26 protein-coding genes are annotated in these 23,116 nt (G+C 54.3%); 13 read left to right on the forward strand and 13 right to left on the reverse strand.

Annotated elements, in window-relative coordinates:
• The first annotated feature begins 1 nt into the window (after position 1).
• Together KGP22_RS05810 and KGP22_RS05815 are read left to right on the forward strand one after the other, a co-directional pair.
• Positions 2-1,066 (forward strand): sugar ABC transporter substrate-binding protein, encoded by a 1,065-nt coding sequence (locus tag KGP22_RS05810; protein ID WP_223581559.1) that lies wholly within the window; start codon positions 2-4, stop codon positions 1,064-1,066.
• Entirely contained in the window at positions 1,063-2,304 is a 1,242-nt protein-coding gene (locus KGP22_RS05815) for an LVIVD repeat-containing protein (RefSeq protein ID WP_223581561.1), read from the forward strand. Before KGP22_RS05810 ends, KGP22_RS05815 begins: the two co-directional genes overlap by 4 nt.
• A 54-nt stretch (positions 2,305-2,358) precedes the next feature.
• On the opposite strand, the gene mtnK is transcribed toward KGP22_RS05815, so the two are convergent.
• Positions 2,359-3,558 carry an S-methyl-5-thioribose kinase gene (mtnK, locus tag KGP22_RS05820; RefSeq protein ID WP_223581563.1) on the reverse strand — a complete coding sequence of 400 codons (1,200 nt, stop codon included), beginning with the start codon at positions 3,556-3,558 and terminating at the stop codon, positions 2,359-2,361.
• 104 nt (positions 3,559-3,662) lie between these two features.
• On the opposite strand from mtnK, the gene mtnA reads away from it, so the two are divergent.
• Both mtnA and KGP22_RS05830 read left to right on the forward strand, forming a co-directional pair.
• Entirely contained in the window at positions 3,663-4,679 is a 1,017-nt protein-coding gene (gene mtnA / locus KGP22_RS05825) for an S-methyl-5-thioribose-1-phosphate isomerase (protein WP_223581565.1), read from the forward strand.
• A 42-nt stretch (positions 4,680-4,721) separates the two neighbouring features.
• Positions 4,722-5,192, forward strand: a complete 471-nt coding sequence (locus tag KGP22_RS05830; protein ID WP_127730001.1) for an SRPBCC family protein — start codon at positions 4,722-4,724, stop codon at positions 5,190-5,192.
• A gap of 53 nt (positions 5,193-5,245) precedes the next feature.
• Here KGP22_RS05830 and KGP22_RS05835 read toward each other — a convergent pair whose 3' ends face one another.
• From KGP22_RS05835 to KGP22_RS05845, 3 genes are read right to left on the reverse strand one after another with little or no spacing between them, the layout of a single operon-like run.
• The gene (locus KGP22_RS05835; RefSeq protein ID WP_023293046.1) at positions 5,246-5,788 is read right to left on the reverse strand and encodes an acireductone dioxygenase; all 543 of its coding nucleotides are present in this window, start codon (positions 5,786-5,788) and stop codon (positions 5,246-5,248) included.
• A complete protein-coding gene (gene mtnC, locus KGP22_RS05840; RefSeq protein ID WP_149366036.1) occupies positions 5,785-6,474 on the reverse strand; it encodes an acireductone synthase in 690 nt (229 codons plus the stop codon). Before mtnC ends, KGP22_RS05835 begins: the two co-directional genes overlap by 4 nt.
• On the reverse strand, positions 6,471-7,085 hold the full coding sequence (locus KGP22_RS05845; RefSeq protein WP_223581567.1) for a methylthioribulose 1-phosphate dehydratase: 615 nt from the start codon (positions 7,083-7,085) through the stop codon (positions 6,471-6,473). Before KGP22_RS05845 ends, mtnC begins: the two co-directional genes overlap by 4 nt.
• Positions 7,086-7,207: 122 nt before the next feature.
• Here KGP22_RS05845 and KGP22_RS05850 point away from each other — a divergent pair, with 122 nt between their 5' ends.
• Complete coding sequence (locus KGP22_RS05850; protein WP_223581569.1) at positions 7,208-8,368, forward strand: pyridoxal phosphate-dependent aminotransferase; 1,161 nt, start codon at positions 7,208-7,210, stop codon at positions 8,366-8,368.
• Here KGP22_RS05850 and KGP22_RS05855 read toward each other — a convergent pair whose 3' ends face one another.
• The 3 genes from KGP22_RS05855 to KGP22_RS05865 form a co-directional block, all read right to left on the reverse strand.
• A complete protein-coding gene (locus tag KGP22_RS05855) occupies positions 8,369-8,995 on the reverse strand; it encodes a ParB/RepB/Spo0J family partition protein (RefSeq protein WP_111964409.1) in 627 nt (208 codons plus the stop codon). It abuts the gene before it with no gap.
• Positions 8,980-10,203, reverse strand: coding sequence for a phosphoadenosine phosphosulfate reductase (locus KGP22_RS05860; protein ID WP_223581571.1), 1,224 nt, complete (start codon positions 10,201-10,203; stop codon positions 8,980-8,982). The genes KGP22_RS05855 and KGP22_RS05860 overlap by 16 nt, the downstream gene beginning before the upstream one ends.
• Positions 10,204-10,373: 170 nt before the next feature.
• Entirely contained in the window at positions 10,374-11,273 is a 900-nt protein-coding gene (locus KGP22_RS05865) for a LysR family transcriptional regulator (protein ID WP_223581573.1), read from the reverse strand.
• A 622-nt stretch (positions 11,274-11,895) separates the two neighbouring features.
• Between KGP22_RS05865 and ahpC the strand changes: the two genes are divergently transcribed.
• Positions 11,896-12,459 (forward strand): alkyl hydroperoxide reductase subunit C, encoded by a 564-nt coding sequence (ahpC, locus tag KGP22_RS05870; protein WP_014882974.1) that lies wholly within the window; start codon positions 11,896-11,898, stop codon positions 12,457-12,459.
• Positions 12,460-12,585: 126 nt separating this feature from the next.
• Positions 12,586-14,151, forward strand: a complete 1,566-nt coding sequence (gene ahpF / locus KGP22_RS05875) for an alkyl hydroperoxide reductase subunit F (RefSeq protein WP_223581575.1) — start codon at positions 12,586-12,588, stop codon at positions 14,149-14,151.
• A 61-nt stretch (positions 14,152-14,212) separates the two neighbouring features.
• On the opposite strand, the gene uspG is transcribed toward ahpF, so the two are convergent.
• Positions 14,213-14,641: a universal stress protein UspG gene (uspG, locus tag KGP22_RS05880; RefSeq protein WP_023310731.1), complete on the reverse strand. Its 429-nt coding sequence runs from the start codon at positions 14,639-14,641 to the stop codon at positions 14,213-14,215.
• A 180-nt stretch (positions 14,642-14,821) separates the two neighbouring features.
• Between uspG and KGP22_RS05885 the strand changes: the two genes are divergently transcribed.
• Positions 14,822-16,060: a zinc-dependent alcohol dehydrogenase gene (locus KGP22_RS05885; RefSeq protein ID WP_223581577.1), complete on the forward strand. Its 1,239-nt coding sequence runs from the start codon at positions 14,822-14,824 to the stop codon at positions 16,058-16,060.
• A gap of 8 nt (positions 16,061-16,068) precedes the next feature.
• Here KGP22_RS05885 and yldA read toward each other — a convergent pair whose 3' ends face one another.
• The gene (gene yldA / locus KGP22_RS24225) at positions 16,069-16,158 is read right to left on the reverse strand and encodes a small membrane protein YldA (RefSeq protein ID WP_271367125.1); all 90 of its coding nucleotides are present in this window, start codon (positions 16,156-16,158) and stop codon (positions 16,069-16,071) included.
• Positions 16,159-16,297: 139 nt separating this feature from the next.
• Positions 16,298-16,708, reverse strand: a complete 411-nt coding sequence (rnk, locus tag KGP22_RS05890; RefSeq protein WP_033144918.1) for a nucleoside diphosphate kinase regulator — start codon at positions 16,706-16,708, stop codon at positions 16,298-16,300.
• Between the two features lie 246 nt (positions 16,709-16,954).
• Between rnk and KGP22_RS05895 the strand changes: the two genes are divergently transcribed.
• Positions 16,955-17,572, forward strand: a complete 618-nt coding sequence (locus KGP22_RS05895; RefSeq protein ID WP_111964405.1) for a flavin reductase family protein — start codon at positions 16,955-16,957, stop codon at positions 17,570-17,572.
• Here the strand turns inward: KGP22_RS05895 and rna are convergent.
• Positions 17,566-18,375 carry a ribonuclease I gene (gene rna / locus KGP22_RS05900; protein ID WP_149366033.1) on the reverse strand — a complete coding sequence of 270 codons (810 nt, stop codon included), beginning with the start codon at positions 18,373-18,375 and terminating at the stop codon, positions 17,566-17,568. The genes KGP22_RS05895 and rna overlap by 7 nt on opposite strands.
• A gap of 94 nt (positions 18,376-18,469) precedes the next feature.
• The gene (dcuC, locus tag KGP22_RS05905) at positions 18,470-19,837 is read right to left on the reverse strand and encodes an anaerobic C4-dicarboxylate transporter DcuC (RefSeq protein ID WP_223581579.1); all 1,368 of its coding nucleotides are present in this window, start codon (positions 19,835-19,837) and stop codon (positions 18,470-18,472) included.
• A 393-nt stretch (positions 19,838-20,230) separates the two neighbouring features.
• Here dcuC and pagP point away from each other — a divergent pair, with 393 nt between their 5' ends.
• Positions 20,231-20,848, forward strand: a complete 618-nt coding sequence (pagP, locus tag KGP22_RS05910) for a lipid IV(A) palmitoyltransferase PagP (RefSeq protein WP_249429395.1) — start codon at positions 20,231-20,233, stop codon at positions 20,846-20,848.
• A gap of 190 nt (positions 20,849-21,038) precedes the next feature.
• Entirely contained in the window at positions 21,039-21,248 is a 210-nt protein-coding gene (cspE, locus tag KGP22_RS05915) for a transcription antiterminator/RNA stability regulator CspE (RefSeq protein WP_002439184.1), read from the forward strand.
• Between the two features lie 219 nt (positions 21,249-21,467).
• Here cspE and crcB read toward each other — a convergent pair whose 3' ends face one another.
• Positions 21,468-21,851, reverse strand: coding sequence for a fluoride efflux transporter CrcB (gene crcB, locus KGP22_RS05920; protein WP_008501029.1), 384 nt, complete (start codon positions 21,849-21,851; stop codon positions 21,468-21,470).
• Between the two features lie 67 nt (positions 21,852-21,918).
• Here crcB and KGP22_RS05925 point away from each other — a divergent pair, with 67 nt between their 5' ends.
• Together KGP22_RS05925 and tatE are read left to right on the forward strand one after the other, a co-directional pair.
• The gene (locus KGP22_RS05925) at positions 21,919-22,707 is read left to right on the forward strand and encodes a deaminated glutathione amidase (protein ID WP_223581581.1); all 789 of its coding nucleotides are present in this window, start codon (positions 21,919-21,921) and stop codon (positions 22,705-22,707) included.
• Between the two features lie 125 nt (positions 22,708-22,832).
• Positions 22,833-23,036, forward strand: a complete 204-nt coding sequence (gene tatE / locus KGP22_RS05930; protein WP_023310742.1) for a twin-arginine translocase subunit TatE — start codon at positions 22,833-22,835, stop codon at positions 23,034-23,036.
• The last annotated feature ends 80 nt before the right edge of the window (positions 23,037-23,116 follow it).

A 23,116-nucleotide genomic window follows, 5' to 3' on the forward strand; every position in this document is an offset into this window, starting at 1 on the left:
AATGAAAAAGATTGCACTCTCTTTGGTGGCATTAGGGTTATTAACCGCTCTGCCTGGCTTCGCGGCCACGCCTGCACCGCTTCCGGCTGCCATTGCGAACCATGACGGCCCGATCCGCATCGCGGTGATCCGTAACCTCGGCTCAGACGACAACACCACGCAGTTTATTTCCGGGGCCATTCAGGAAGGGAAGAAGCTCGGCTTTAAGGTCAGCACCTTTTTAAGCAATGGGGACGACGCCAAATTCCAGGACTTCGTGAACCAGGCCATCAGCCAGAAGTACGACGGGATTATCCTGTCTCAGGGCCGCGATCCGTACTCCACCGCGCTGGTGAAGAAGGCGGTGGACGCCGGGATTAAGGTCGCGGTATTTGATACCGCCGTCAACGGCGAGATCCCGGGCGTGACCGTTACCCAGCAGGACGATGCCTCCCTGACGAACCTCTCCTTCGGCCAGCTGGCGAAAGATTTCAACGGCAAGGCCAATATCGTCAAGCTATGGGTGGCGGGCTTCCCGCCGATGGAGCGTCGTCAGGCGGCCTATAAAGAGCTGCAAAAACAGTATCCGGACATTAAAGAGCTGGAGTCTATCGGCGCGGTCTCTTCCGACGTGCAGGGCGACACCGCCAACAAGGTGGGCGCAATCCTCGCTAAATACCCGAAAGGCAAAATCGATGCCATCTGGGGAACCTGGGACGCCTTCAGCCAGGGCGCGTATAAGGCGCTGAAAGAGAACGGCCGCACCGAGATTAAGCTCTACAGCATCGACATCTCTAACCAGGATCTGCAGCTGATGCGCGAGCCGGGCAGCCCGTGGAAGGTGAGCGTGGCGGTGGATCCGAAGCTGATTGGCGCGACCAACGTGCGTCTGGTGGCGAACAAAATTGCCGGGGAAACCACACCTGCGACCTACGATTTTAAGGCAGCCGCCATTCCTCAGGCGCTGCTGACCGCCCAGCCGGGCGCGGTGAACGTGGCGTCGCTGGGCAAAATCATTCCGGGCTGGGGCCAGACGGAAGATTTTATCGCGCCGTGGTTTGCGACGCTGGAAGCGAAGAATAAATGAGCGAGCTCCCTACGCCCGAATACAGCCGCAATATGCGGCTGATTGGCCATAGCGATCAGGGTGGTCGCCCGGACGGCGTGCAGCTGATGGTGCATCGCGGTTTCGCCTATATAGGCCATATGGTGTCGCAGGGCTTTTCGATTGTCGACGTGCGCGATCCGAAAAACCCGAAAGCGGCGGGATACGTGCCCGCACCGCCGGGCACCTGGAACGTGCACCTCCAGGCGCATGACGATCTCCTGCTGGTCATCAACGCGCGGGATCTTTTTGCCGATGCGCGTTTTGCCGACGAGAAGGTCTACTACACCCGGCAGGTGGGCGAGACCGTCAGCGACGTGCAGGACAAAGGCTGGAGCGCGGGGCTTCGCGTTTTTGATATCTCCACGCCGGACAAGCCGCGCGAAATAGGCTTTCTGTCGCTGAGCGGTATCGGCATCCACCGCATCTGGTACATCGGCGGACGCTGGGCGTACGTGTCGGCGCTGATCGACGGCTTTACCGACTACATCTTTTTGACGATCGACCTGGCCGACCCGCGTAAGCCTGAGGTGGCAGGGCGCTGGTGGCTGCCGGGGATGAACCAGGACAAAGGTGAGAAGCCGAACTGGCCGGAAGGGAAACGCTACGCGCTGCACCATGCGATTATTGCCGGCGATACCGCGTACGGCAGCTGGCGCGACGGCGGCCTGACGCTGCTGGACGTGAAGGATCGCACTCAGCCTAAGCTCATTAGCCACCGTAACTGGAGCCCGCCGTTTGGCGGCGGCACGCACACAGCGCTGCCGCTGCCCGACCGCGATCTGCTGGTGGTGCTGGACGAAGCGGTGCTCGATAACCAGGAAGACGGCGAGAAGCTGATCTGGCTGTTTGATATCCGCGAGCCGTCGAATCCGGTAAGCATCTCGACCTTCCCGCAGCCGGATGAAACCGACTACGTGGCGAAAGGGGCGCATTTCGGGCCGCATAACCTGCACGAGAACCGGCCGGGGAGCTTCGTCAGCTCGACGCTGATTTTTGCGACGTATCAGAACGCGGGCGTGCGCGCGTATGACATTTCCAATCCGTATCGTCCGGTGGAAACCGGCGCGCTGGTGCCTGCGGCACCGGAGAAAATGATGGATACCCGCCCGAATCGCCCGCAGGTGATCCAGTCGTGTGACGTGTTTGTGGATGCGCAGGGAATTATCTACAGCACGGACTATAACGGCGGACTGTCGGTGATTGAGTATTTGGGGTGAGGGCGGTTGTTGCCCCTCACCCTGACCCTCTCCCCAAAGGGGAGAGGGGAAAAATCAGCTGTACTGCCGCACTCGTGCTACCAGCTCTTCCGCGCTGTCGATGCGGTCGGCAATCACAATCAGCGCTTTACCGAGCGTTATCGCGTGGCGCAGGCATTCGTGTCGCATGGCCTCGTCCTGAATGGTGTCGATATCCGCGACGTGGGAAAGCCCGACGCTGCGGCGAATGAGTTCGGTGCCGCAGAAGCCGATGGCGTCATGCCAGACCTTTTTCAGGAACGCAGAGGCGTAACCCGGCGCGCCGAGTGCGGCGTCGCGCGTTTTCTCGTGTGCCAGTGCCTGGAAGCGTTCCGCGAAGGTGTTCCACAGCTCCTGAATATCGGTCAGGCGCTGCTCGCGCGCGGCGGCGGCATCGCGAATGCCCAGGTGCCCCGGCAGGCCGCAGAAGTTCAGCAGCAGGTTGCCGATGGCGGTACCGACGTCAAAGCCAATCGGGCCAAAGTAGCCAAACTCGGCGTCGATGGCCTTCAGGCTGCCGTGCGCCACAAAAATCGACCCGCTGTGAATATCGCCGTGCAGGAGCGCTTCGGCGTGCGAGAAGAAGCGGTGCTTCAGGGAGGCCACGGCTATTTTCAGCTGGGCGTCGTCGCGCAGCGCCGCGACGTCATTTTCCAGCTCGGCCGGGTAGCTGTTGCGCTCGTGGATCTGGTACGGATCGTTGAAGAACAGATCTTCGGTGATCTCGCACATCTCCGGGTTGATGAATTTCGCCACCTGCGCTTTTTTCTCGTGCGGGTGCAGGTAGAAATCGCTGGTGTGGAACAGCGCGTGCGCGAGGTATTCACCCAGCTGGCGCGCCGCCAGCGGGTAATAATTATTTTTGATCAGCTCGCCGCGCCAGATGCGATGGCTGGTGAGATCTTCCATCACCATCACCGCCAGTTCCGGGTCAAAGTGGTGGATTTTCACGGTGTGCTGCGGGCTGTGCCGGTAGTGCTCGACCAGGGTTTGCGCCTCCAGACGGGCTCGGTCCAGCGTCAGCGGCCAGGACTCGCCGACGCAGCGCACGTAGGGTAGCGCCTGCTTAACGACGATGCGGCTCACGCCCGCGCTGTCGAAAATTTTAAAGACCAGATTGAGGTTGCCGTCGCCAATCTCCTGCGCCTCTACCAGCGATGAAGGATCGTCAAGTCCGCCAAACTGCCTGGCATACTCCACGGCATCCTGAGCGGTAAAGGTACGGTATTGCGACATGGCCTGCTCCTCACGAGTTTTTAAATTAAGACATGTAGACGTCTATACATCTGGATTTCATCCTGACACAATGTGCTACAACAACGCAACAGGGAATTAACGACATGCAGACATTACAGACGACCAGCCTGCGGGTGGCGAATAATCAGCTCTTTATTCTCGACCAGCAGGCCCTCCCGCAGGAGAAACGCTGGCTGGATGCCTCGACCGTAGAGGCGCTGGTTGGGCATATCCACGCCCTGCGCGTGCGCGGCGCGCCGCTGATTGGTCTCTCTGCAAGCCTGCTGCTGGCGCTGCTGGCGGAAAACGGCAAAAACCGTGACGAGCTGGCGATTGCGCTGGAAACCCTGCGCGCGTCCCGCCCGACGGCGGTGAACCTGATGAACAATCTCGACCGCATGAAGATTGCGCTGTGGCAGGAAGAGTATGTTCCGGCGCTGGTGTCGGAGGCGCTGCGCCTGATTGATGAAGATAAACGACTCTGTGATGCCATTGCGAAAGCGGGCAGCGCGCTGGTGAAGCCCGGCAGCCGCCTGCTGACCCACTGCAACACCGGCGGACTGGCAACGGCGGGGGTCGGTACGGCGCTTGGTGTCATTGCTCGCGCGCACCGGGAAGGCAACGTCAGCAACGTCTGGGTCGATGAAACCCGCCCGCTGCTACAGGGCGGTAGATTGACCGCGTGGGAGCTTGGCGAGCTGGGCGTGCCGTATCAGCTGATTACCGATTCCATGGCCGCCAGCCTGATGGCGAAAGGGCAGGTAGACGCCGTGTGGGTGGGCGCAGACCGCATTGCGGCTAACGGCGACGTGGCGAACAAAATCGGCACCTACTCCCTGGCGGTGCTGGCAAAATTCCACGGCATTCCGTTCTATGTGGCCGCGCCGCAAACGACCCTCGACCCGGAATGCCCGAACGGTGACGCGATCCCGATTGAGCAACGCGCCGCCAGCGAGGTGACGGGCGTCGCCGGTAGCTTTGGCGCGGTGCAGTGGGCGCCGGAAAACGCGCAGGTCTACAACCCGGCGTTTGACGTTACGCCAGCCTCGCTGATTAGCGGCTGGGTGCTGGATACGGGCGTGGTCACGCCGGAAGAGGTTGCGGAAGGGAAATTTGCCTGAGTCCGGCTATCCTTTAAGGGGCTCCCTTAAGAGGACAACATCGTGACGCTCGATCCTGAAACTGACTTAAAACTGGAGCGCGTGGTGGATGCACCGCGCGACCTGCTTTGGCTCTGCTGGACTACGCCGGAACACATCAAAAACTTCTTCATTCCTGCTCCCCATAAGGTGACCGAATGCGATCTCGACCTCCGCGTGGGCGGGCGGTTCAACACTGTGTTTGAGGTGGACGGTCAACGGATGGATAACCGGGGCGTCTTCCTGGAAATCGATCCCGGTAAAAAGCTGGTCTTTACCGACGGCTATACCGAAGGCTGGAAACCGGCCGAGAAGCCGTTTATGACGGCGATTTTATTGCTGGAAGATGTCGGGGAGGGGAAGACCCGCTATACGGCGATTGCGCGTCATCCGACGAAGGAGATCCGCGAGCAGCATGAACAGATGGGCTTCCACGAAGGATGGGGGATTGTGCTGGATCAGCTGGTGGGATATGTGAAGGGATTGAAGGTGTAACGCGCGCGGATGCCCTCACTCCTACCCTCTCCCACAGGGAGAGGGAGAAAAGATCATGCCAGGCGTGGATACGCATCCGCGATGGCATCACCGGTAAACTGGGCCACCCAGCCTTCCGGGTTATCGAAAATACGAATGGCGGTAAAGTTCGGCTCTGAGCCCATATCAAACCAGTGCGGCGTGCCCGCGGGGACGGAGATCAGGTCGTTTTTCTCGCACAGCACCTGATACACCTCATCGCCAATGTGCAGGCAGAACAGCCCCGCGCCTTCCACGAAAAAGCGTACCTCGTCTTCGCCGTGGGTGTGTTCGTTCAGGAACTTCGCGCGTAGCGCATCTTTCTGCGGATTGTCGGCGCGCAGGCTGATCACGTCCCAGCTCTGGTAACCCTTCTCTGCCACCAGTTTGTCGATCGCATGTTGATACGCCTCGATCACTGCTTCAGGCGCGGGATCGTGTCCTAAATCGCGATCCGCAGCCCAGCGTTCAAACCGAACGCCTTTCGCGTTGAGCTGTTGGGCAATCTCGGCGGCGTCGGTACTGTGCCACTGGTGTTGACTGGCGTCTTTGTCGGAATAAATGGTCAATGCGCTCATGAAGGGATCTGCTCCGGGTTAATCTCGTCAAACTGGTGGACCTGATGGTGGTGGCTTGCGCCGTCATCATCACCGCGAATCAGCTGCAGGGTACGAAAACCTGCCTGTTCAGCCGCATCCAGCTCCTGATGAATATCGGACAGGAACAGGATCTGCGACGGGGCAATGCCCGTTTGCGCCGCGATGTTCTGATAAGACTGCACCTCGCGCTTGGCGCCGATGTGGGTATCAAAATAGCCGCTGAACAGATGAGTAATATCACCTTCGTCGCTGTAGCCAAATAACAGTTTCTGCGCGGCGACGGAGCCAGAGGAATAAACATAGAGATCAATCCCTTGCGCTTTCCACTTTTCCAGCGCAGGCAGCACGTCCGGGTAGAGATGTCCGGTAAAATCGCCGTTAACGTAGCCGTCGTGCCAGATGATCCCCTGCAGGGCTTTGAGCGCGGTCGATTTGCGGTCTTCGTCCATAAAGGCAAACAGAGCGTCGATAAGTTCGCCGACGCTGGCGTGCGGGTTATCGATTTCATCACGCAGGTTGTCCAGAATGGATTTGACCGGCTCGGCGTACTGCTGCGCGGTCACGAAGGCCGCCAGCCGCTCACGCGCGTAGGGGAACAAAACGTTATGGACAAAACGAATATCGCTGGTGGTCCCTTCAATATCCGTCACAATCGCGCGAATCATATTCTCTCCAGTTGTCGTAAACGCATTTCGCATTCAAATAAGAATTCTAGCCCTTCCAGATGACGGCGGGCCTCGGCCACGTCGCGTCCCCAGCAGGTTAAGCCATGACCGCGCAGAAGAAAACCATAATTAAGCGGGCGTTCCTCTGCGTAATGGGCGATTCGGGAGGCGAGGGCGTCGATATCCTGGTCGTTATCAAAGATCGGGATAGCCACCGTGTCCATATGCGTGCTCTGCCCGGTGAGGGATTTTTGCATCTCAAAGCCGCTGATGTTGAGCTCGGCTTCTTTGACCAGACGGGACAGCACCGTGGCGTTAACCGTGTGAACGTGAAGGACGGCGTTGGCGTCAGGGAACAAGCGATAGATGAGGGTATGCAGCCCGGTCTCCGCCGACGGTTTACGACCGGACGGGGCGCGATTGGTGGCAATCTCGACCTGCAGGAAGTCATCGGTGGTGAGGCTGCCTTTGTCCTTTCCGGATTCGCTGAGCCAGCACAGATGTTCGTCCTGACGCACCGACATGTTGCCGCCGGTGGCGGGGGCCCAGCCTTTGGCACCAATCCAGCGGCAGGCGTCGACCAGATGCGTGAGTTGCAGGTTATCTCTCATTTCCTTTTACCCTCTCGGCCAGGAATATTCATATGGTTTAGACGTCTAAGCGTCTTGATTGCCAAAGACTAACATCGTGTTATAGTGGCAGCAACATAAGTATTACAGGCAGGCACGACACAATGAGCAATAACGCATTGATTCCGCAGAGTAAACTTCCCAATCTCGGTACCACCATCTTTACGCAGATGAGCGCTCTGGCACAAAAGCACAACGCCATTAACCTTTCTCAGGGGTTCCCGGATTTCGATGGCCCGACGTATCTGCAGGAGCGTCTCGCGTACCACGTGGCGCAGGGGGCAAATCAGTATGCACCGATGACGGGCGTGCAGGCGCTGCGGGAAGCCATTGCGGATAAAACGGCGGAGCTGTATGGCTATAAGCCCGATGCGAACAGCGACATTACGGTGACGGCAGGGGCGACCGAAGCGCTGTATGCCGCCATCACCGCGCTGGTGCGTACGGGCGATGAAGTCATCTGCTTTGATCCGAGCTACGACAGCTATGCGCCTGCGGTTGAACTCTCCGGCGGCGTGGTGAAACGCGTGGCGCTCCAGCCGCCGCATTTCCGCCCTGACTGGCAGGCGTTTGCTGCGCTGCTGAGCGACAAAACCCGCCTGGTGATCCTGAATACCCCGCACAATCCGTCGGCGACGGTGTGGCAGAAAGCCGATTTCGCCGCGCTGTGGCAGGCAATTGCGGAACGCGAAATTTACGTGCTGAGCGATGAGGTCTATGAGCACATTTGCTTTGCTGAAGAGGGACACGCCAGCGTGCTGGCCCATCCGCAGCTTCGCGAGCGTGCTATCGCCGTCTCGTCATTCGGTAAGACTTACCATATGACCGGCTGGAAAGTGGGCTACTGCGTCGCACCGGCGGCTATCAGCGCTGAGCTGCGCATGGTGCACCAGTACCTGACCTTTGCCGTGAACACGCCGGCCCAGCTTGCGCTGGCGGATATGCTGCGCGCTGAGCCCGGACATTACCGCGAGCTGCCGCACTTCTATCGTGAACGTCGGGATCTGTTTGTGACGGCATTAAGCAAAAGCCGTCTGGAAATTTTGCCCTCAGAAGGGACCTATTTCCTGCTCGCGGACTACAGCGCGATATCGGCGCTGGACGACGTGAGTTTCTGCCAGTGGCTGACGAAAGAGGTCGGCGTGGCCGCCATTCCGCTGTCGGTGTTCTGCGCCGATCCCTTCCCGCATAAGCTGATCCGTCTTTGCTTTGCGAAGCAGGAATCGACGCTGCTGGCGGCGGCAGAGCGCCTGAACACGCTCTGATTATTTCACCGTCCAGGCTTCTGAGTAACGGCGGTCTGCAAAGAGCTCCAGCAGGCCGTTGATTTGCTTGAGGCGCAAGACTTCATCGCTGTCCATGCCCAGCTCTTTGCCTATTCTCTCATCATTCCAGCCAAGCAGCGCCAGCTCGCGAACGATTTCCGACATGGCGTTAATCTGGTGTCGACCCCGCGCCCGATTGTGGCGAATGGTTGCGGCCATACGGTTATGTTTATCCTGCCGATCCCGACGCAGGCAGGTGACGGGGAGATAACCCTTAAGCTGACGCTTCAACGCCGCCCGATTTTTACCGATTTCATGGCGATGAAAACCATCCACGATTTCGTAGTGTTGCGGTTCACTTTCTGTCACAACGATAGGTTGGGTGAATCCATCGAGTTCCAGCGACTTACTGAGCAGTCGTTTTTCTGGTGGAGCAACGTTATTGGGGTTGTAATCGTTAGCGGTAATAGCGTCCTGTCTTATCCAGAGGACGCAGTCTATCGGTTGCTCGCGAAACGGACTGTGTTTATGGATCGCCTCACGAAAAGCATTTATTGCGTTAATGCGGTCCTCTTCTGAAAGTGACTGAAGGTACGTTTCCATCTCGGTGATTAGTCTTTGTCGCATAATATGCCCCACTCCTTGCGTTTAGCCTTCATTCTGTCGCTGTAGCGCTGATAATGTTTGGGTTTATTCGGGCTGAAAGATAGCGCCCTGCACCAGTAGTCGTTATTCAGGAGAACCTTGCAAATACGGCGCCATGAGGGAATGTCTTTGGTTCCGATATCACCGTCCTGGGTATCGGGAATATCCTCCATGCCTCTCTTCTGATACCAGTGCAGATAAATGGCGATTTTATTGCGGTAATGCTCAGCCGTATTTTGCGGCATGCTTTCGAGGAGCAACATGGCATATTCGCGCCAGCAGAGGTGTTCGGGTTTCAAAATTTTTCGGTGACCATAAAAATGATTATCGTGTCCGGCGTACATTCCTCCGCTGCGCGCACCGCTCACGCGCTCGCACATGGCCGCCCAGCGATCGGGCTCAACAACGTGGTAGAGCCATAGTCCCTGGCGCTGTTCCGGGCCAAAGGGTTCACAAATACGCATGTAGCGTAGCGGCACGCCAGCCTGAAACATCAGGTCATAAAGTGGGTTATAGCAACAACCTGATTTGGCGAACCAGGTCCATATATCGGCGGTTTTCCAGTCGTAGAGAGGATAGATATACCAGGCATGTCCTCCCGGTGCGACGGTAGTCCAGGGTTTATCGTCGGCAAACCGCTGCTTACGCGCCGATGCAATAGCCAGGAAACGGTTGTAAGACTCATCGGCGCGGATGCCAATCAGTACCGCCGCCGGGCGATTGCGAGAGAACCAGTCGCAGAAACTGCGGACAAAGGTTTCAAACGTCATTCCAGGCTGGTAGAAAGGAAAAAAAGCGGGATCGGTTATCGCATCGCCGGGAGGCTGGCGGACCCATTGGGTGCCGGGTTCCCAGCATTGCCATTCCGGCTGGAATTGCGACAGTGAATTTTGCGTTGTCAGGGGAAGCGCGACCCACCAGAAATGGTTAATGACATCGCTGTACAATTCACGCATATGTTGCACATGGTTAATGGTATGGGAAAACTGCGCCTCCCAGTCAATAAAGAGCACATCTATTTTGACTTTCATCTGTCGCGCCTGTTGGGCAACCAGATGCAGCATGACGGTGGAGTCTTTTCCACCTGAAAAAGAAACACAGGTTCTGGGAAAATTTTCGAGAGTCCATTTTATTCGTTCCCGAGCAGCAGTAAGAACATCCTGGTTTAAAGGGTATTTATAAATTGACATGTTTATTCTCATCCTGAGGAATAAATACCAGACTGTAGCGTCAAAACTAAAGAGAGGATTATATCAGTCAACAATTAAATGGATATATGACGGTCATGTCGCGTAGTTCTATAACGGTGGTGTATGTTTTGCAGTATGTTTCCCATTTGGTGCGAAAACTACATCAATATTCACGGTGATGATATTTCTCCAATAAAACTGGCGAATGCCGAGCTATTGAGTGCAGAACGATTATACATCATGTAAATATCAATGCTGGGGAAATGAATGTCTGTTTCCACTTTGCGCAGATTGAGGGCGGGCCCATATTGTTCGAAGGCCGACGTGGGTACTAAACCTATGAGATCGGATGAACCGATCATCGACAGAAGGGATATAAAAGAGTCGCTACGATAGACGATATTTCTTTCGAATAACAGGTTATCGGCCTTGTTCTGATAGCCTTTGAAGCTGTTCTCACCGTTCAGGCAGGCGGTGAAGTTTTCATTCAGAATTTCTTCACGTGTAGGATTTTCACCGAGACGGGGGTGACCCTCCCGACAAACGAGAACGAAAGGAAGTTTATGGTAGAGGCTACAGGCGACAGAATGATTGTTAGAAGAGGAATACGAGAATATCAAGTCCGCCCTTCTGTAGGCCAGGAGATCTTCCGCTGAATCAGGAGAAAGAAAAACATCATGTAATTCAATCGAATAGTTATGGTTGTTCATGAGCAGTTTTATAGGATCAAGGGTTGCTTTCGTACTCATAAAATGCGGGCAATAAATGACAAAATTCTTCTTCAACCCGCTGCTGTGCATGATATTGATAGTCTGCTCTAGCTGGTTCAGGTTCTGTTCCAGATGATGATGCAAATTGACGCCGACGGTCGTGGGTGTGATCCCTTTTCCGGAACGGATAAACAGAGGATCGTTAAGTTGTCCTCTCAGGCGTTGCAGTGACTGGCTCACGGCAGAGGGCGTGATATACAGCGTCTCGGCGGCTTTACTGATACTAAGGTGTTGGTAAATACACTCAAAAATGACTAACAGATTAAGATCGAATTTTTTAAGATCATAGAGGTTTGCCATGTTCCGTCCTGAGATGCTGCGTTTGCTTTGGTTATCATATAACTGATAACAATAGTTTGAAGCTAACCATTAACAATCCGTTCGGTTAACTTTCGTAGTTTTAAATTAAAATCATCTTAATATATCACGGTGCCAGATTATTGAAATAGCGCTTCGAAGACGATTAGGGTAATTTTATCCTCGAGTAGGGAGTAAACGTATTAAATGACAATTGTCACTTATATATTGTGATGGTTTTATAATAAAAATAAATTTATAACGCTCCGCAATGATGTTCGACATAGCCTATCACAGCCATAGGCAGGAATGCCTCTCTTATGGATTGCTCAATCCCTGCGCGGGTGGTGTAATCAAACGGCTGTTACCGCCTTGATATAAAGGGTTGTAGAGCGCAACGCAACGCCAGTTTCGGCTGGCACTGAATGTACCTGCGGGGAATTCAGGTATCAGGGCCGCCCGTTGAGGCGGCCTTTTTACTTTCAGGCTTTCCTGTAAAAGGTTCACCTTGTTGTCTTGTCGACGTTGTAAGGTTTGGCTGATTGATTTGATAAAGCATACGCATTAGCCCCGATGAATAAAGTTGGTTACCTTACATCTCAACGAAAACACGGAGGAAGTACAGATGTCTTTGATTAATACCAAAATTAAACCTTTCAAAAACCAGGCGTTCAAAAACGGTGAGTTCATCGAAGTTACCGAGAAAGATACCGAAGGCCGCTGGAGCGTCTTCTTCTTCTATCCGGCTGACTTTACCTTCGTTTGCCCGACTGAACTGGGCGACGTGGCAGACCATTACGAAGAACTGCAGAAGCTGGGCGTAGACGTTTACTCTGTCTCTACCGATACCCACTTCACCCACAAAGCATGGCACAGCAGCTCTGAAACCATCGCCAAAATCAAATACGCGATGATCGGCGACCCGACTGGCGCCCTGACCCGTAACTTCGACAACATGCGTGAAGATGAAGGTCTGGCTGACCGCGCCACCTTCGTTGTTGATCCGCAGGGCATTATCCAGGCTATCGAAGTTACCGCTGAAGGTATCGGCCGTGATGCTTCTGACCTGCTGCGTAAAGTGAAAGCCGCTCAGTACGTGGCTTCTCACCCAGGCGAAGTGTGCCCGGCAAAATGGAAAGAAGGCGAAGCAACGCTGGCTCCATCCTTAGATCTGGTTGGTAAAATCTAAGTTTTGCCCATTCAGTAATCAATGGGCGCACCGCGCCCATTTCATTCCAGCACCATGATGCAAGTTGCATTCAGGCCGCCCGTATAAGGCAGCTTGCATGATGACGTCTTAAGAGAGGGAAGAACAATGCTCGACACAAACATGAAAACCCAGCTCAAGGCCTACCTTGAGAAACTGACCAAACCCGTTGAGCTGATTGCTACGCTTGACGACAGCGCCAAATCGGCAGAGATCAAGGAACTGCTGGCGGAGATCGCCGAGCTGTCGCCGAAAGTGACCTTCAAAGAAGACAACGCGCTGCCGGTCCGTAAGCCCTCTTTCCTGATTACCAACCCAGGGTCCGATCGGGGACCACGCTTTGCTGGTTCTCCGCTGGGTCACGAGTTTACCTCACTGGTGCTGGCGCTGTTGTGGACCGGTGGTCATCCGTCAAAAGAAGCGCAGGCGCTTCTGGAGCAAATCCGCGATATCGACGGTGATTTCGAGTTTGAAACCTACTACTCGCTCTCCTGCCACAACTGCCCGGACGTGGTGCAGGCGCTGAACCTGATGTCGGTCCTGAACCCCCGCATCAAGCACACGGCGATTGATGGCGGTACCTTCCAGAATGAAATCACCGATCGCAACGTGATGGGCGTTCCGGCGGTCTACATGAACGGCAAAGAGTTCGGCCAGGGCCGCATGACGCTGACTGAAATCGTTGCCAAAGTGGATACCGGTGCTGAAAAACGTGCGGCGGAAGAGCTGAACAAACGCGATGCCTACGACGTGCTGATCGTCGGTTCTGGCCCTGCCGGCGCGGCAGCAGCGGTGTACTCCGCGCGTAAAGGTATTCGTACCGGCCTGATGGGCGAACGCTTTGGCGGCCAGGTGCTCGATACCGTGGACATCGAAAACTATATCTCCGTGCCGAAGACCGAAGGCCAGAAGCTGGCGGGGGCGCTGAAGGCGCACGTCAGCGACTATAACGTGGACGTGATCGACAGCCAGAGCGCCAGCAAGCTTGTTCCGGCAGCGGTCGAGGGTGGTTTACACCAGATTGAAACCGCCTCTGGCGCGGTGCTGAAAGCCCGCAGCATTATCATTGCCACCGGTGCGAAATGGCGCAACATGAACGTCCCGGGTGAAGATCAGTATCGCACCAAAGGCGTGACCTACTGTCCGCACTGCGACGGTCCACTCTTCAAAGGTAAACGCGTGGCGGTGATTGGCGGCGGTAACTCCGGCGTGGAAGCGGCCATTGACCTGGCGGGGATTGTTGAACACGTAACCCTTCTGGAGTTCGCTCCGGAGATGAAAGCCGACCAGGTTCTGCAGGATAAAGTTCGCAGCCTGAAAAACGTCGACATCGTACTGAACGCGCAGACGACGGAAGTGAAGGGCGACGGCAGCAAAGTGACCGGTCTGGAATATCGCGACCGCGTGAGCGGCGACGTGCACAGCGTTCAGCTGTCAGGGATCTTTGTGCAGATTGGTCTGCTGCCAAACACCACCTGGCTGGAAGGCGCGATTGAGCGCAACCGCATGGGCGAAATCATCATTGATGCGAAGTGTGAAACCAGCGTGAAAGGCGTGTTTGCGGCGGGCGACTGCACCACCGTGCCGTACAAACAGATCATTATCGCCACGGGCGAAGGGGCGAAGGCGTCTCTGAGTTCATTTGACTATCTGATTCGCACCAAAACCGCATAAGAAAAGAAAGTAAGGCTACACCTGCAATAGCGAGAGGCCACCGAAAGGTGGCCTCTTTTTTTTATCTGACGACCATCACCGGTATATGGGTATGGCGGATGACGCTGGAGGCGTTAGAGCCCAGCAGATGCGTGGTAATGGAAGGGTTGCGCGAACCGATGACCACCACGTCTGCCTTCAGTTCGTTCGCCAGTTCGTTTACCGCATCGCGAACGCTGCCGAATCTGACGTGCGTTTTGATTCGTGAAGGGTCGATGCTGAAGTGGCTGACCATGGTTTGCAGGCGAGTTTCCGCTTCATGCTGCAAATGCTCCTCGAAGCGGCGTACATCGGCGGCAAAGCGGTGCAGGCTCAGGCTGGCGGAGCCTGGCAGTACGTGTAAAAGATGGATAACACCGTCCTGCTGCGCCAGGAACTCCGCATGGCGAACGGCCTTGTCGCTCAGCTCCATCTCAAAAACATCAACCGGCATAATGATTCTCTGATACATACCCGTTTCTCCTTGTTTATAAACGCTGAACTCATTTAACCATAAAATATTAATGGTTTCTGTAAGCGCTCCGTCAGTTTTCTTATCTCACCAGGATAAATCTCAAAAGCCCCGTATTCCAGGGCAGACCTTCAGGGGTAGCTACCCTTATACACTTACCTGAAGCCTTTCGGAGGTCGCATGAAAGCACTTACGTATCACGGTCCGCACCATGTTCGCGTCGAGAATGTCCCCGATCCCATCATCGAACAGCCTGACGATATCATTCTGCGCGTTACGGCCACGGCTATATGCGGCTCCGATTTGCATCTTTATCGCGGAAAGATCCCGAAGGTGCAGCACGGCGACATTTTTGGCCATGAGTTTATGGGGGAAATCGTCGAGTGCGGCACAGAGGTGAAGAATTTGCAAAAAGGCGATCGCGTGGTGATCCCCTTTGTCATCGCCTGCGGAGACTGTTTCTTCTGTCGTCTGCAGCAATACGCGGCCTGTGAGAATACCAATGCCGGGCAGGGTGCCGCGCTGAACAAAAAGCAAATTCCCGCACCGGCCGCGCTGTTTGGCTATAGCCATCTCTACGGCGGCGTGCCGGGGGGGCAGGCGGAATATGTCCGCGTCCCAAAAGGCAACGTCGGGCCGTTTAAGGTCCCGCAGGTTCTTTCCGATGATAAAGCGTTATTCCTTTCCGATATTTTGCCTACGGCCTGGCAGGCGGCAAAAAATGCGCAGATTGAAAAAGGCTCAAGCGTAGCGGTTTTCGGTGCCGGGCCGGTGGGGCTACTGACCATTGCCTGCGCGCGACTGCTGGGGGCTGAGCAGATCTTTGTTATCGATCATCATCCGTACCGGTTGCGATTTGCAGAGGCGCGTTACGGCGCAATCCCTATCAACTTTGATGATGATAACGACGCGGCGGAAAAAATCATCGAACAGACCGCGGGCCATCGCGGCGTTGACGCCGTGATTGATGCAGTCGGGTTTGAAGCGAAAGGTAGCACCACTGAAACGATCCTCAGCAATCTTAAAATTGAAGGTAGTAGCGGCAAAGCGTTGCGTCAGTGCATTGCTGCCGTACGGCGCGGTGGGGTGGTCAGCGTACCCGGCGTGTACGCTGGGTTTATTCATGGCTTCCTGTTTGGCGATGCCTTCGATAAGGGGCTGACGTTTAAGATGGGCCAGACGCACGTCCATGCCTGGCTGGGTGAACTGTTACCGCTGATCGAAAAAGGGCTGCTTACCCCGGAAGAGATCGTGACCCATTATCTTCCCCTTGCGGATGCGGAACGCGCCTATAAGGTATTCGAAAAACGGGAGGAAGAGTGCCGGAAGGTGATTCTGGTCCCTGGTGCGGAAACGCCCGAGGCCGCAGAGCAGAAAGTTAAGGGCCTGGTAAATGCTTTCCCGGGTGGGGTTGCATGAGTTCTCGCTTAACTGTGGCGTTCAAGATAAAGCACGGCCGCGACGATAATCGCCACAATAATGAGAAAAATAAGTGTGATAGCCAGTATCTCACTCATGACCGTCCCCGCGGCACCAAAACAGATTAAGCGTGGGTTAAGGGTCTTTTACGCGATATAAGAAAATGGGGTGAATTTACGGAAAGAGGATGCGGCTGCATCCTCTGTGCAAAGCGGGTGGGCGCTTGTTCAGAAGTGTTTAACGCAGGTAATCGCCCGCAGCTTCTGGCTGGTAGAGCAACGCCAGTACTTCCAGATGGGCAGAGGCGCCGCCCGGCAATTCCCAGTGGATCGTATCCCCCGTTCGCAGCCCCAGCAGTGCGGCGCCCACAGGAGCCAGAACAGAAAGCTGTGTGCTGCTGTCGGTCATCTGAGCCGGGTAAACCAGCGTGCGGGTCAGCTCTTCCCCGGTGGTCAGGTTGCGGAATTTCACCTGGCTGTTCATAGTGACCACGTCATGCGGCATCGTCTCAGGCGTGCACATCTGTGCCCGGTCGAGCTCCTCATTAAGGGCGTCGGCCACGGGGAGCGAGGCGAATTCCGCTTTTTCCAGCAGTCTGTCGATACGTTCTGCGTCGAGCTCATTGATGATAATGGTAGGTCTGGACATTTTTTACTCCATGTCGTTAATGCTGCGTCTAACGCAGAAACTGATCCAAAAGAAAACCCTCGCCGTCTGGCAGCGAGGGTTTAACTCTCCCGATGATACTGGCTGAGCGCGCAAGTTTGAAGTGATGAAGGTCACATTCATGGTCCATATGAATTTTCACTGAAATTTATTCAGTCTTCATTCCCGGCGGAATACGTTACGCTGAGTGTCCTGAATCCGGGCGTTGCCCACCAACGAGAGAGCACTATGTACTTCTATCAACCGTCCCAGGGGCACGGCCTGCCGCATGACCCGCTAAACGCCATTATTGGTCCACGTCCGATTGGCTGGATCTCCTCCTGCGATAAGGCCGGTCAGCTCAATCTCGCGCCGTATAGCTTCTTTAACTGCTTTAACTATCGCCCGCCGATCATCGGCTTTTCCAGCAACGGCTGGAAGGACAGCGTGCGTAATATTACCGAAACAAAGGAATTTGTCTGGAACCTGGCAACGCGCGATCTCGCGCACGCTATGAATCAAACCTCTGCAATGCTTCCGCACGATCGGGATGAATTTAGCTTTGCCGGGCTCACGCCAGCGGCAAGTCAACTGGTTAACGCGCCCCGCGTCGCAGAAAGCCCGGTGAACTTTGAGTGCCGCCTGTCGCAGTGCATTCAGCTTACCGGTGCCGACGGCACACCGGTCGATACCTGGCTGGTGTTGGGGGAGGTGGTCGGTATCCATATTGCCGAAACGCTGCTGGAAGAGGGGATATACCAGACGGCGAAAGCGCAGCCCATCCTGCGTGCAGGTGGGCCGACGGCGTATTATGGCATCAGTGACGAAAACCGGTTTGATATGGTGCGCCCGACTGTGGGTCAGTAACCGGCTTTATCAATCACGAATTGATTTCCGCAGTTACCTGGATGTGGCTGCGGCGCAAATGACGCTGCAGAAAGCGGGTTGTTGATAGTGTCAGCCTTCAGCGAAATCTGCATCTCGGTCAGATACGCCGGGTTGCCGTTGCATGTCAGCTTGATCGCTTTGATGTTCTCCCTGCCCCAGCTTTTGGCAACGGCACTGTCAAAGTCGCTGCGATTGACGGGTTTTCCGTAGTTATCGGCAAGGAATTTACCGACCGCACTGTTTTTAACTTCCTGGTTCATTCGCACCATCGTGCCGAAATAGGCATCCGGATCGAAACCAAAGCAGACGCCATGTTTGGCGTATTCGTAGCGTTCCAGGCAGGAATTACCGCCTGCACCCGGCATCACGTCGTTGAGCTTTGCGGCAGCGGAAAGCGACAGCCCGGTTTCGGCGGCATCGCATTTGCGGCTGGCCTTCACTTCCGGCATGTTCGGAATGGGGCGCGTGGCGCAGCCAAAACGCATCCATCGACGCTCATCTACCCCGCGTGCGGCGATGGATTTCGGCAGACCGGGCCATAGTCCGTGAACGGTCAGAAAATCGGCTTTATTATCACGCTCTTTTTGCAGGCGACATTCGTCAGGTTCATTGCGGTTGCGTTCGACCATGCTCTGGCAAAAACCGGTTTGCCAGGACAGAGCCAACACATAGCGATCGAAATCGCCGTACTGTGTTGCCTTCAGCGGTTCCGCCTGTGCGGAGAAGATACAGAGAGCAAGCGCCATTGCGCCAGACGGGATGACGATATCCTTCCTGAACATATGATTTCCTGATCGAATGAGCACGATTAATTTCTGGAAGTTATTAAAGCACAAAAAGCGCCCGCAGGCGCTTTTTGGATATCAGTAATTTAGCTTAGGCCGCGCCGGGAACCAGCACTTCCGTGGCGATAATCACGATAATCAGACCAACCAAAACGGGTACTGAGGTGCGCTTGACGACTTCAAATGGCGAGATTTTCGCCATTCCGGCAACGGCAACGACCACGCCCGACACCGGCGAAATGGTTCGGCCCAGGTTTGACGCCTGCAGCATAGGAATGGAGAGATAGGCCGGGTTAATACCGGACGAGTGAGCCAGCTTCGGGATCATCTCAACGAAAGCGTAGAAAGGGGCATTGCCGGAACCGGTGGTCATCGCCGCCAGCATGGTCAGCACCACCAGAACCAGCATCAGGATAATACTGGCCGAGCCGAACGAGGTGGCGATAGAGATCAGGCTCTGGATAAAGCCGATCGTGCTCAGACCCTGGGCAAAAACGCCCGCTGCAACCAGCAGCATCACCACGCCAGCGAAGGCATCCGCCATACCGCGATACGCTACTTCCAGACCCGAGAAGACCTTTTGCGTGTTAAAACCGTGCACAAACTCCAGCGCGGCGGCAAGCAGCATACAGATAACCAGAATGGTGATAATGTGCAGCTGTGGACCCCATTTGCCGTCAAAAATCAGCACTCCGACGATCGGAGTGAACGGCAGAATGGCATAGAGCGCGGGAGCGGTGGTGGTGATTTCACTCACATCCATCATTTCGTGGCTAATGTTTTCTTTCTTATCGAGATAGCGTTGCCAGAAGAAATGCGCGATCCCCATGCCCACTATGGCAACGATTGAGATCGGTAACGTGGTTTTAAAGGCGAAGTCGATGAGTGACATCTCCGCCGCCTTTGCCGCCAGCACAACGTCGCCGGATGTTGGGGAGAGAATAATGGCTGCCGGAGACGCACAAATTGCCGCGGCCGCGCCACGGCTAATGCCCACGTTCACCATAACCGGGAACAGCGTGGCCATCAGCAGTACGCCAAGTCCGGTAGCCGACGAAACGGCCAGCGACATCAGGCAGGCGAGGAAATAGGCCGCGACCATCAGCAGATATGGCGAATTGATGTATTGCAGAGGTTTGGAGGCTAGCTTAACGACCATATCGTTAGCGCCGATGTGGGTCATATAGGCCGCAAAACCACACAGCATCATGATCATCATGCCAAGATCGCCGCCGCGGCTCATGAGCAATATTTTAATGTATTCAACAATATCTGTAGCGCTGTAACCGGTGCTGGTCGCGCTGGCAGGTAACACCTGATGCCCCATTATTGCGCTGATAATCAGCAGTGTTAAACCGCCAACAAATAATACGCCCGTGGCCGAGTAACCTTTAATGATGTAGCGTGCGACGCCGACAATGACGACGACTCCAATAAGGAGTTCGAATAGCGTAAGCATGATTTCCCCTGTATCTCTGCTGCAATGGAGCACAAAAAATCAATAAAAAAAAGAAGGATGAAAATGTGCCGAATAATTGGCCTGTTCTTGCTGATTAAAATCAATAAACAGACGACTAGAGAACAGAACAACCGTGTTTTTGCCATGGTTCATACATTTATGTCATGAGGCCCTTGACCGTCAGAAATAGCGCAACATGTCCCAATAATGATAACAAATTGTTAATGCTTTGTGTGGTTTTGCATGTCACTGATTAAGAAGGTTAAAGTATAAGCCCACACTCCGAATGGGTTTATTTGAGCGTGCTGCATGCTTTCTCTAAGAATATTCCCGGAAAGAGGCCGAATAATTAGGAATAACGCCGATGTCGTTAAGACTTGATTCAACTACTTTATGGTAAACTTTGCTTCGAATACTAAGAATGGTAATTGCATTGTGATCGTACGTAATACATTTTTCTCTATTTTGTTGTTTATTTTTGGGCAGTTAACGTTTTCTTCTGTTGCACAGGCAGAAGGCAAAGAGGCGGATAAAGGCTGGTTCTCAACCTTTACGGATAATGTTTCCCAGACATGGACTGCACCTGAACATTATGATCTCTATGTTCCGGCAATAACGTGGCATGCGCGGTTTGCTTATGACAAAGAGAAAACCGATAAATACAACGAGCGTCCATGGGGTGCGGGTTTTGGTCAGTCGCGCTGGGATGAAAAGGGAAACTGGCATGGCATCTATCTGATGGCCTTCAAAGACTCGTTTAATAAATGGGAGCCTATTGGGGGTTATGGTTGGGAGAAAACCTGGCGCCCGCTAGCGGACGAAAACTTCCACGTCGGTTTGGGCTATACCGCCGGGGTCACTGCACGTGACAACTGGAACTACATCCCGATCCCAGTGCTGCTGCCGTTGGCCTCTATTGGCTACGGTCCCGCAACGTTCCAGATGACCTACATTCCGGGCACGTATAACAACGGTAACGTTTACTTCGCCTGGATGCGTTTTCAGTTTTAACTGACAAAACGTTACATGCTGGTGAAAAAACGCGCAGACGTTGATTCATAAGCGATAAAAATCTGTCAGTGAAAATTAACGCGACTTTAGTCACTTTTTATCAAAGATCCGCTGGACAAAAGGTCCCACAATTGATGTACTGATAACCGACACAGCATTTGTGTCGTTTTTTAATGTAAAGGTAATTTTGATGTCTAAGATTAAAGGTAACGTTAAGTGGTTTAATGAGTCCAAAGGATTCGGTTTCATTACTCCTGAAGATGGCAGCAAAGACGTGTTCGTACACTTCTCTGCAATCCAGTCTAATGGTTTCAAAACTCTGGCTGAAGGTCAGCGTGTAGAGTTCGAAATCACTAACGGTGCCAAAGGCCCTTCTGCTGCTAACGTAATCGCTCTGTAATTCAGACGCGTCAGCAAGAATTTCAAAACCCGCTCAACGAGCGGGTTTTTTTCGTGTTGAATCAGCCAAGCAGATACATTTTCAGGAAGCTGGCAACGATCAGCACGCTCAATAACACCATTCCTGCGCTCATCAGACTCTGTTTCATTCTGTCACCCTCGTTCAGTACTGCATTCAGAGTGACAGAGAAAAATTAAGCCAACATTAACGGTTCGGCTGTTAATGTGCGCTTGCGGAAGAAAATAGCCAAAATGCGATCCCCGTCATCGCAAAAGAGCCGAGCATATTGATCGCCATATTCATCAGCGCCCAGCCGATACGGCCTTCCTGAAAGAGAAAAACTGTCTCCGCAGAAAAGGTTGAGAAGGTGGTCAAACCGCCGCAAAATCCGGTGGTAATCAATACCTTCCACATTGGGTCGATGTGCGTCATTCGGTTAAACCAGGCCAGCCCCATGCCAATGATAAAAGCACCAATCAGGTTAGCGGCAAGCGTCCCCATGGGAATCGCCTGATGCAGGGGATTAAACCGCATACTCAGAAACCACCGCGCAACGCTACCCGTTCCCCCACCAATAAAAACGGCTAAAAGTAGTTGTAACACGCTAAATACCTGCTATTTGATGTGTAAGAGAAGCGAGTTTAACGCCGTTTATGATAAAGGGACAAATATGTATGTTGCGGTAGGGCAGTTTGTGGTCACGCCTGAGTGGCATAAAAATGCGCTCACGTGCGTCAACCTGATGAAGCAGGCCGGGCTGAAAGGCGCGTCGCTGCTGGTTCTCCCCGAGGCGCTGCTGGCCAGGGATGATAATGACCCGGATTTATCCGTGAAGTCCGCGCAGTCGCTGGACGGCGAATTTTTACAGCATTTGCTCGCCCAGAGCGCGGGCAATACGATGACGACAATCTTAACGATCCATGTCCCCTCCACGCCGGGTCGCGCAGTGAATACGCTGGTGGCCATTCGTGACGGGGCCATAGTCGCACGTTACGCCAAGCTTCATCTCTATGACGCGTTCAGCATCCAGGAGTCGAGGCTCGTTGACCCCGGAGACAATATCCCACCGCTGCTGGAGATTGACGGATTCAGGATCGGGCTGATGACCTGCTATGACCTGCGTTTTCCCGAGCTGGCGCTGCATCTGGCGCTGCAGGGTGCGGACTTACTGGTGCTGCCTGCCGCGTGGGTCAAAGGGCCGTTAAAAGAGCACCATTGGGCAACGCTGCTTGCGGCACGCGCGCTGGATACCACCTGCTATGTCGTTGCCGCAGGAGAATGTGGCACGAAAAACATCGGGCAAAGCAGGGTGGTTGATCCGCTGGGGGTGACGATAGCCGCCGCCGCTGAAGCCCCGGACTTGCTGGTTGCGGAGATAAAACCAGAGAGAATTGCGCTTGCGCGTCAGCAATTACCCGTTCTTCTTAATCGTCGGTTTGCGCCACCGCAATTATTGTGATGTTTTTTTCAACAATGCTTGATTCACCTTGTTACAGATTGCTATTGTGTGCACGCGCTAAATGACCGTTAATACAATCAGGTTTCGGCGCTGAATGCAGCCTGTTATAAGTAAAGAAGGTATCTATGGGTGAGATTAGTATTACCAAACTGCTGGTGGTTGCCGCTCTGGTCGTCCTGCTGTTTGGTACCAAGAAGTTACGCACGCTGGGTGGTGATCTGGGGGCTGCCATCAAAGGCTTTAAGAAAGCGATGAACGATGATGATGCAGCGGCGAAGAAAAGCGCCGAGGATGACGTCCCGGCAGATAAGCTTTCTCACAAAGAGTGACAGCATCGCCCAAGGGCTTGCGAAAAAAAACCGGCTCATGTGGCCGGTTTTTTTGTATTACTGTAAATGAATATTACAGC

The organism is Enterobacter sp. JBIWA005, assembly GCF_019968805.1.
GTDB classification, from domain to species: Bacteria; Pseudomonadota; Gammaproteobacteria; order Enterobacterales; family Enterobacteriaceae; genus Enterobacter; species Enterobacter vonholyi.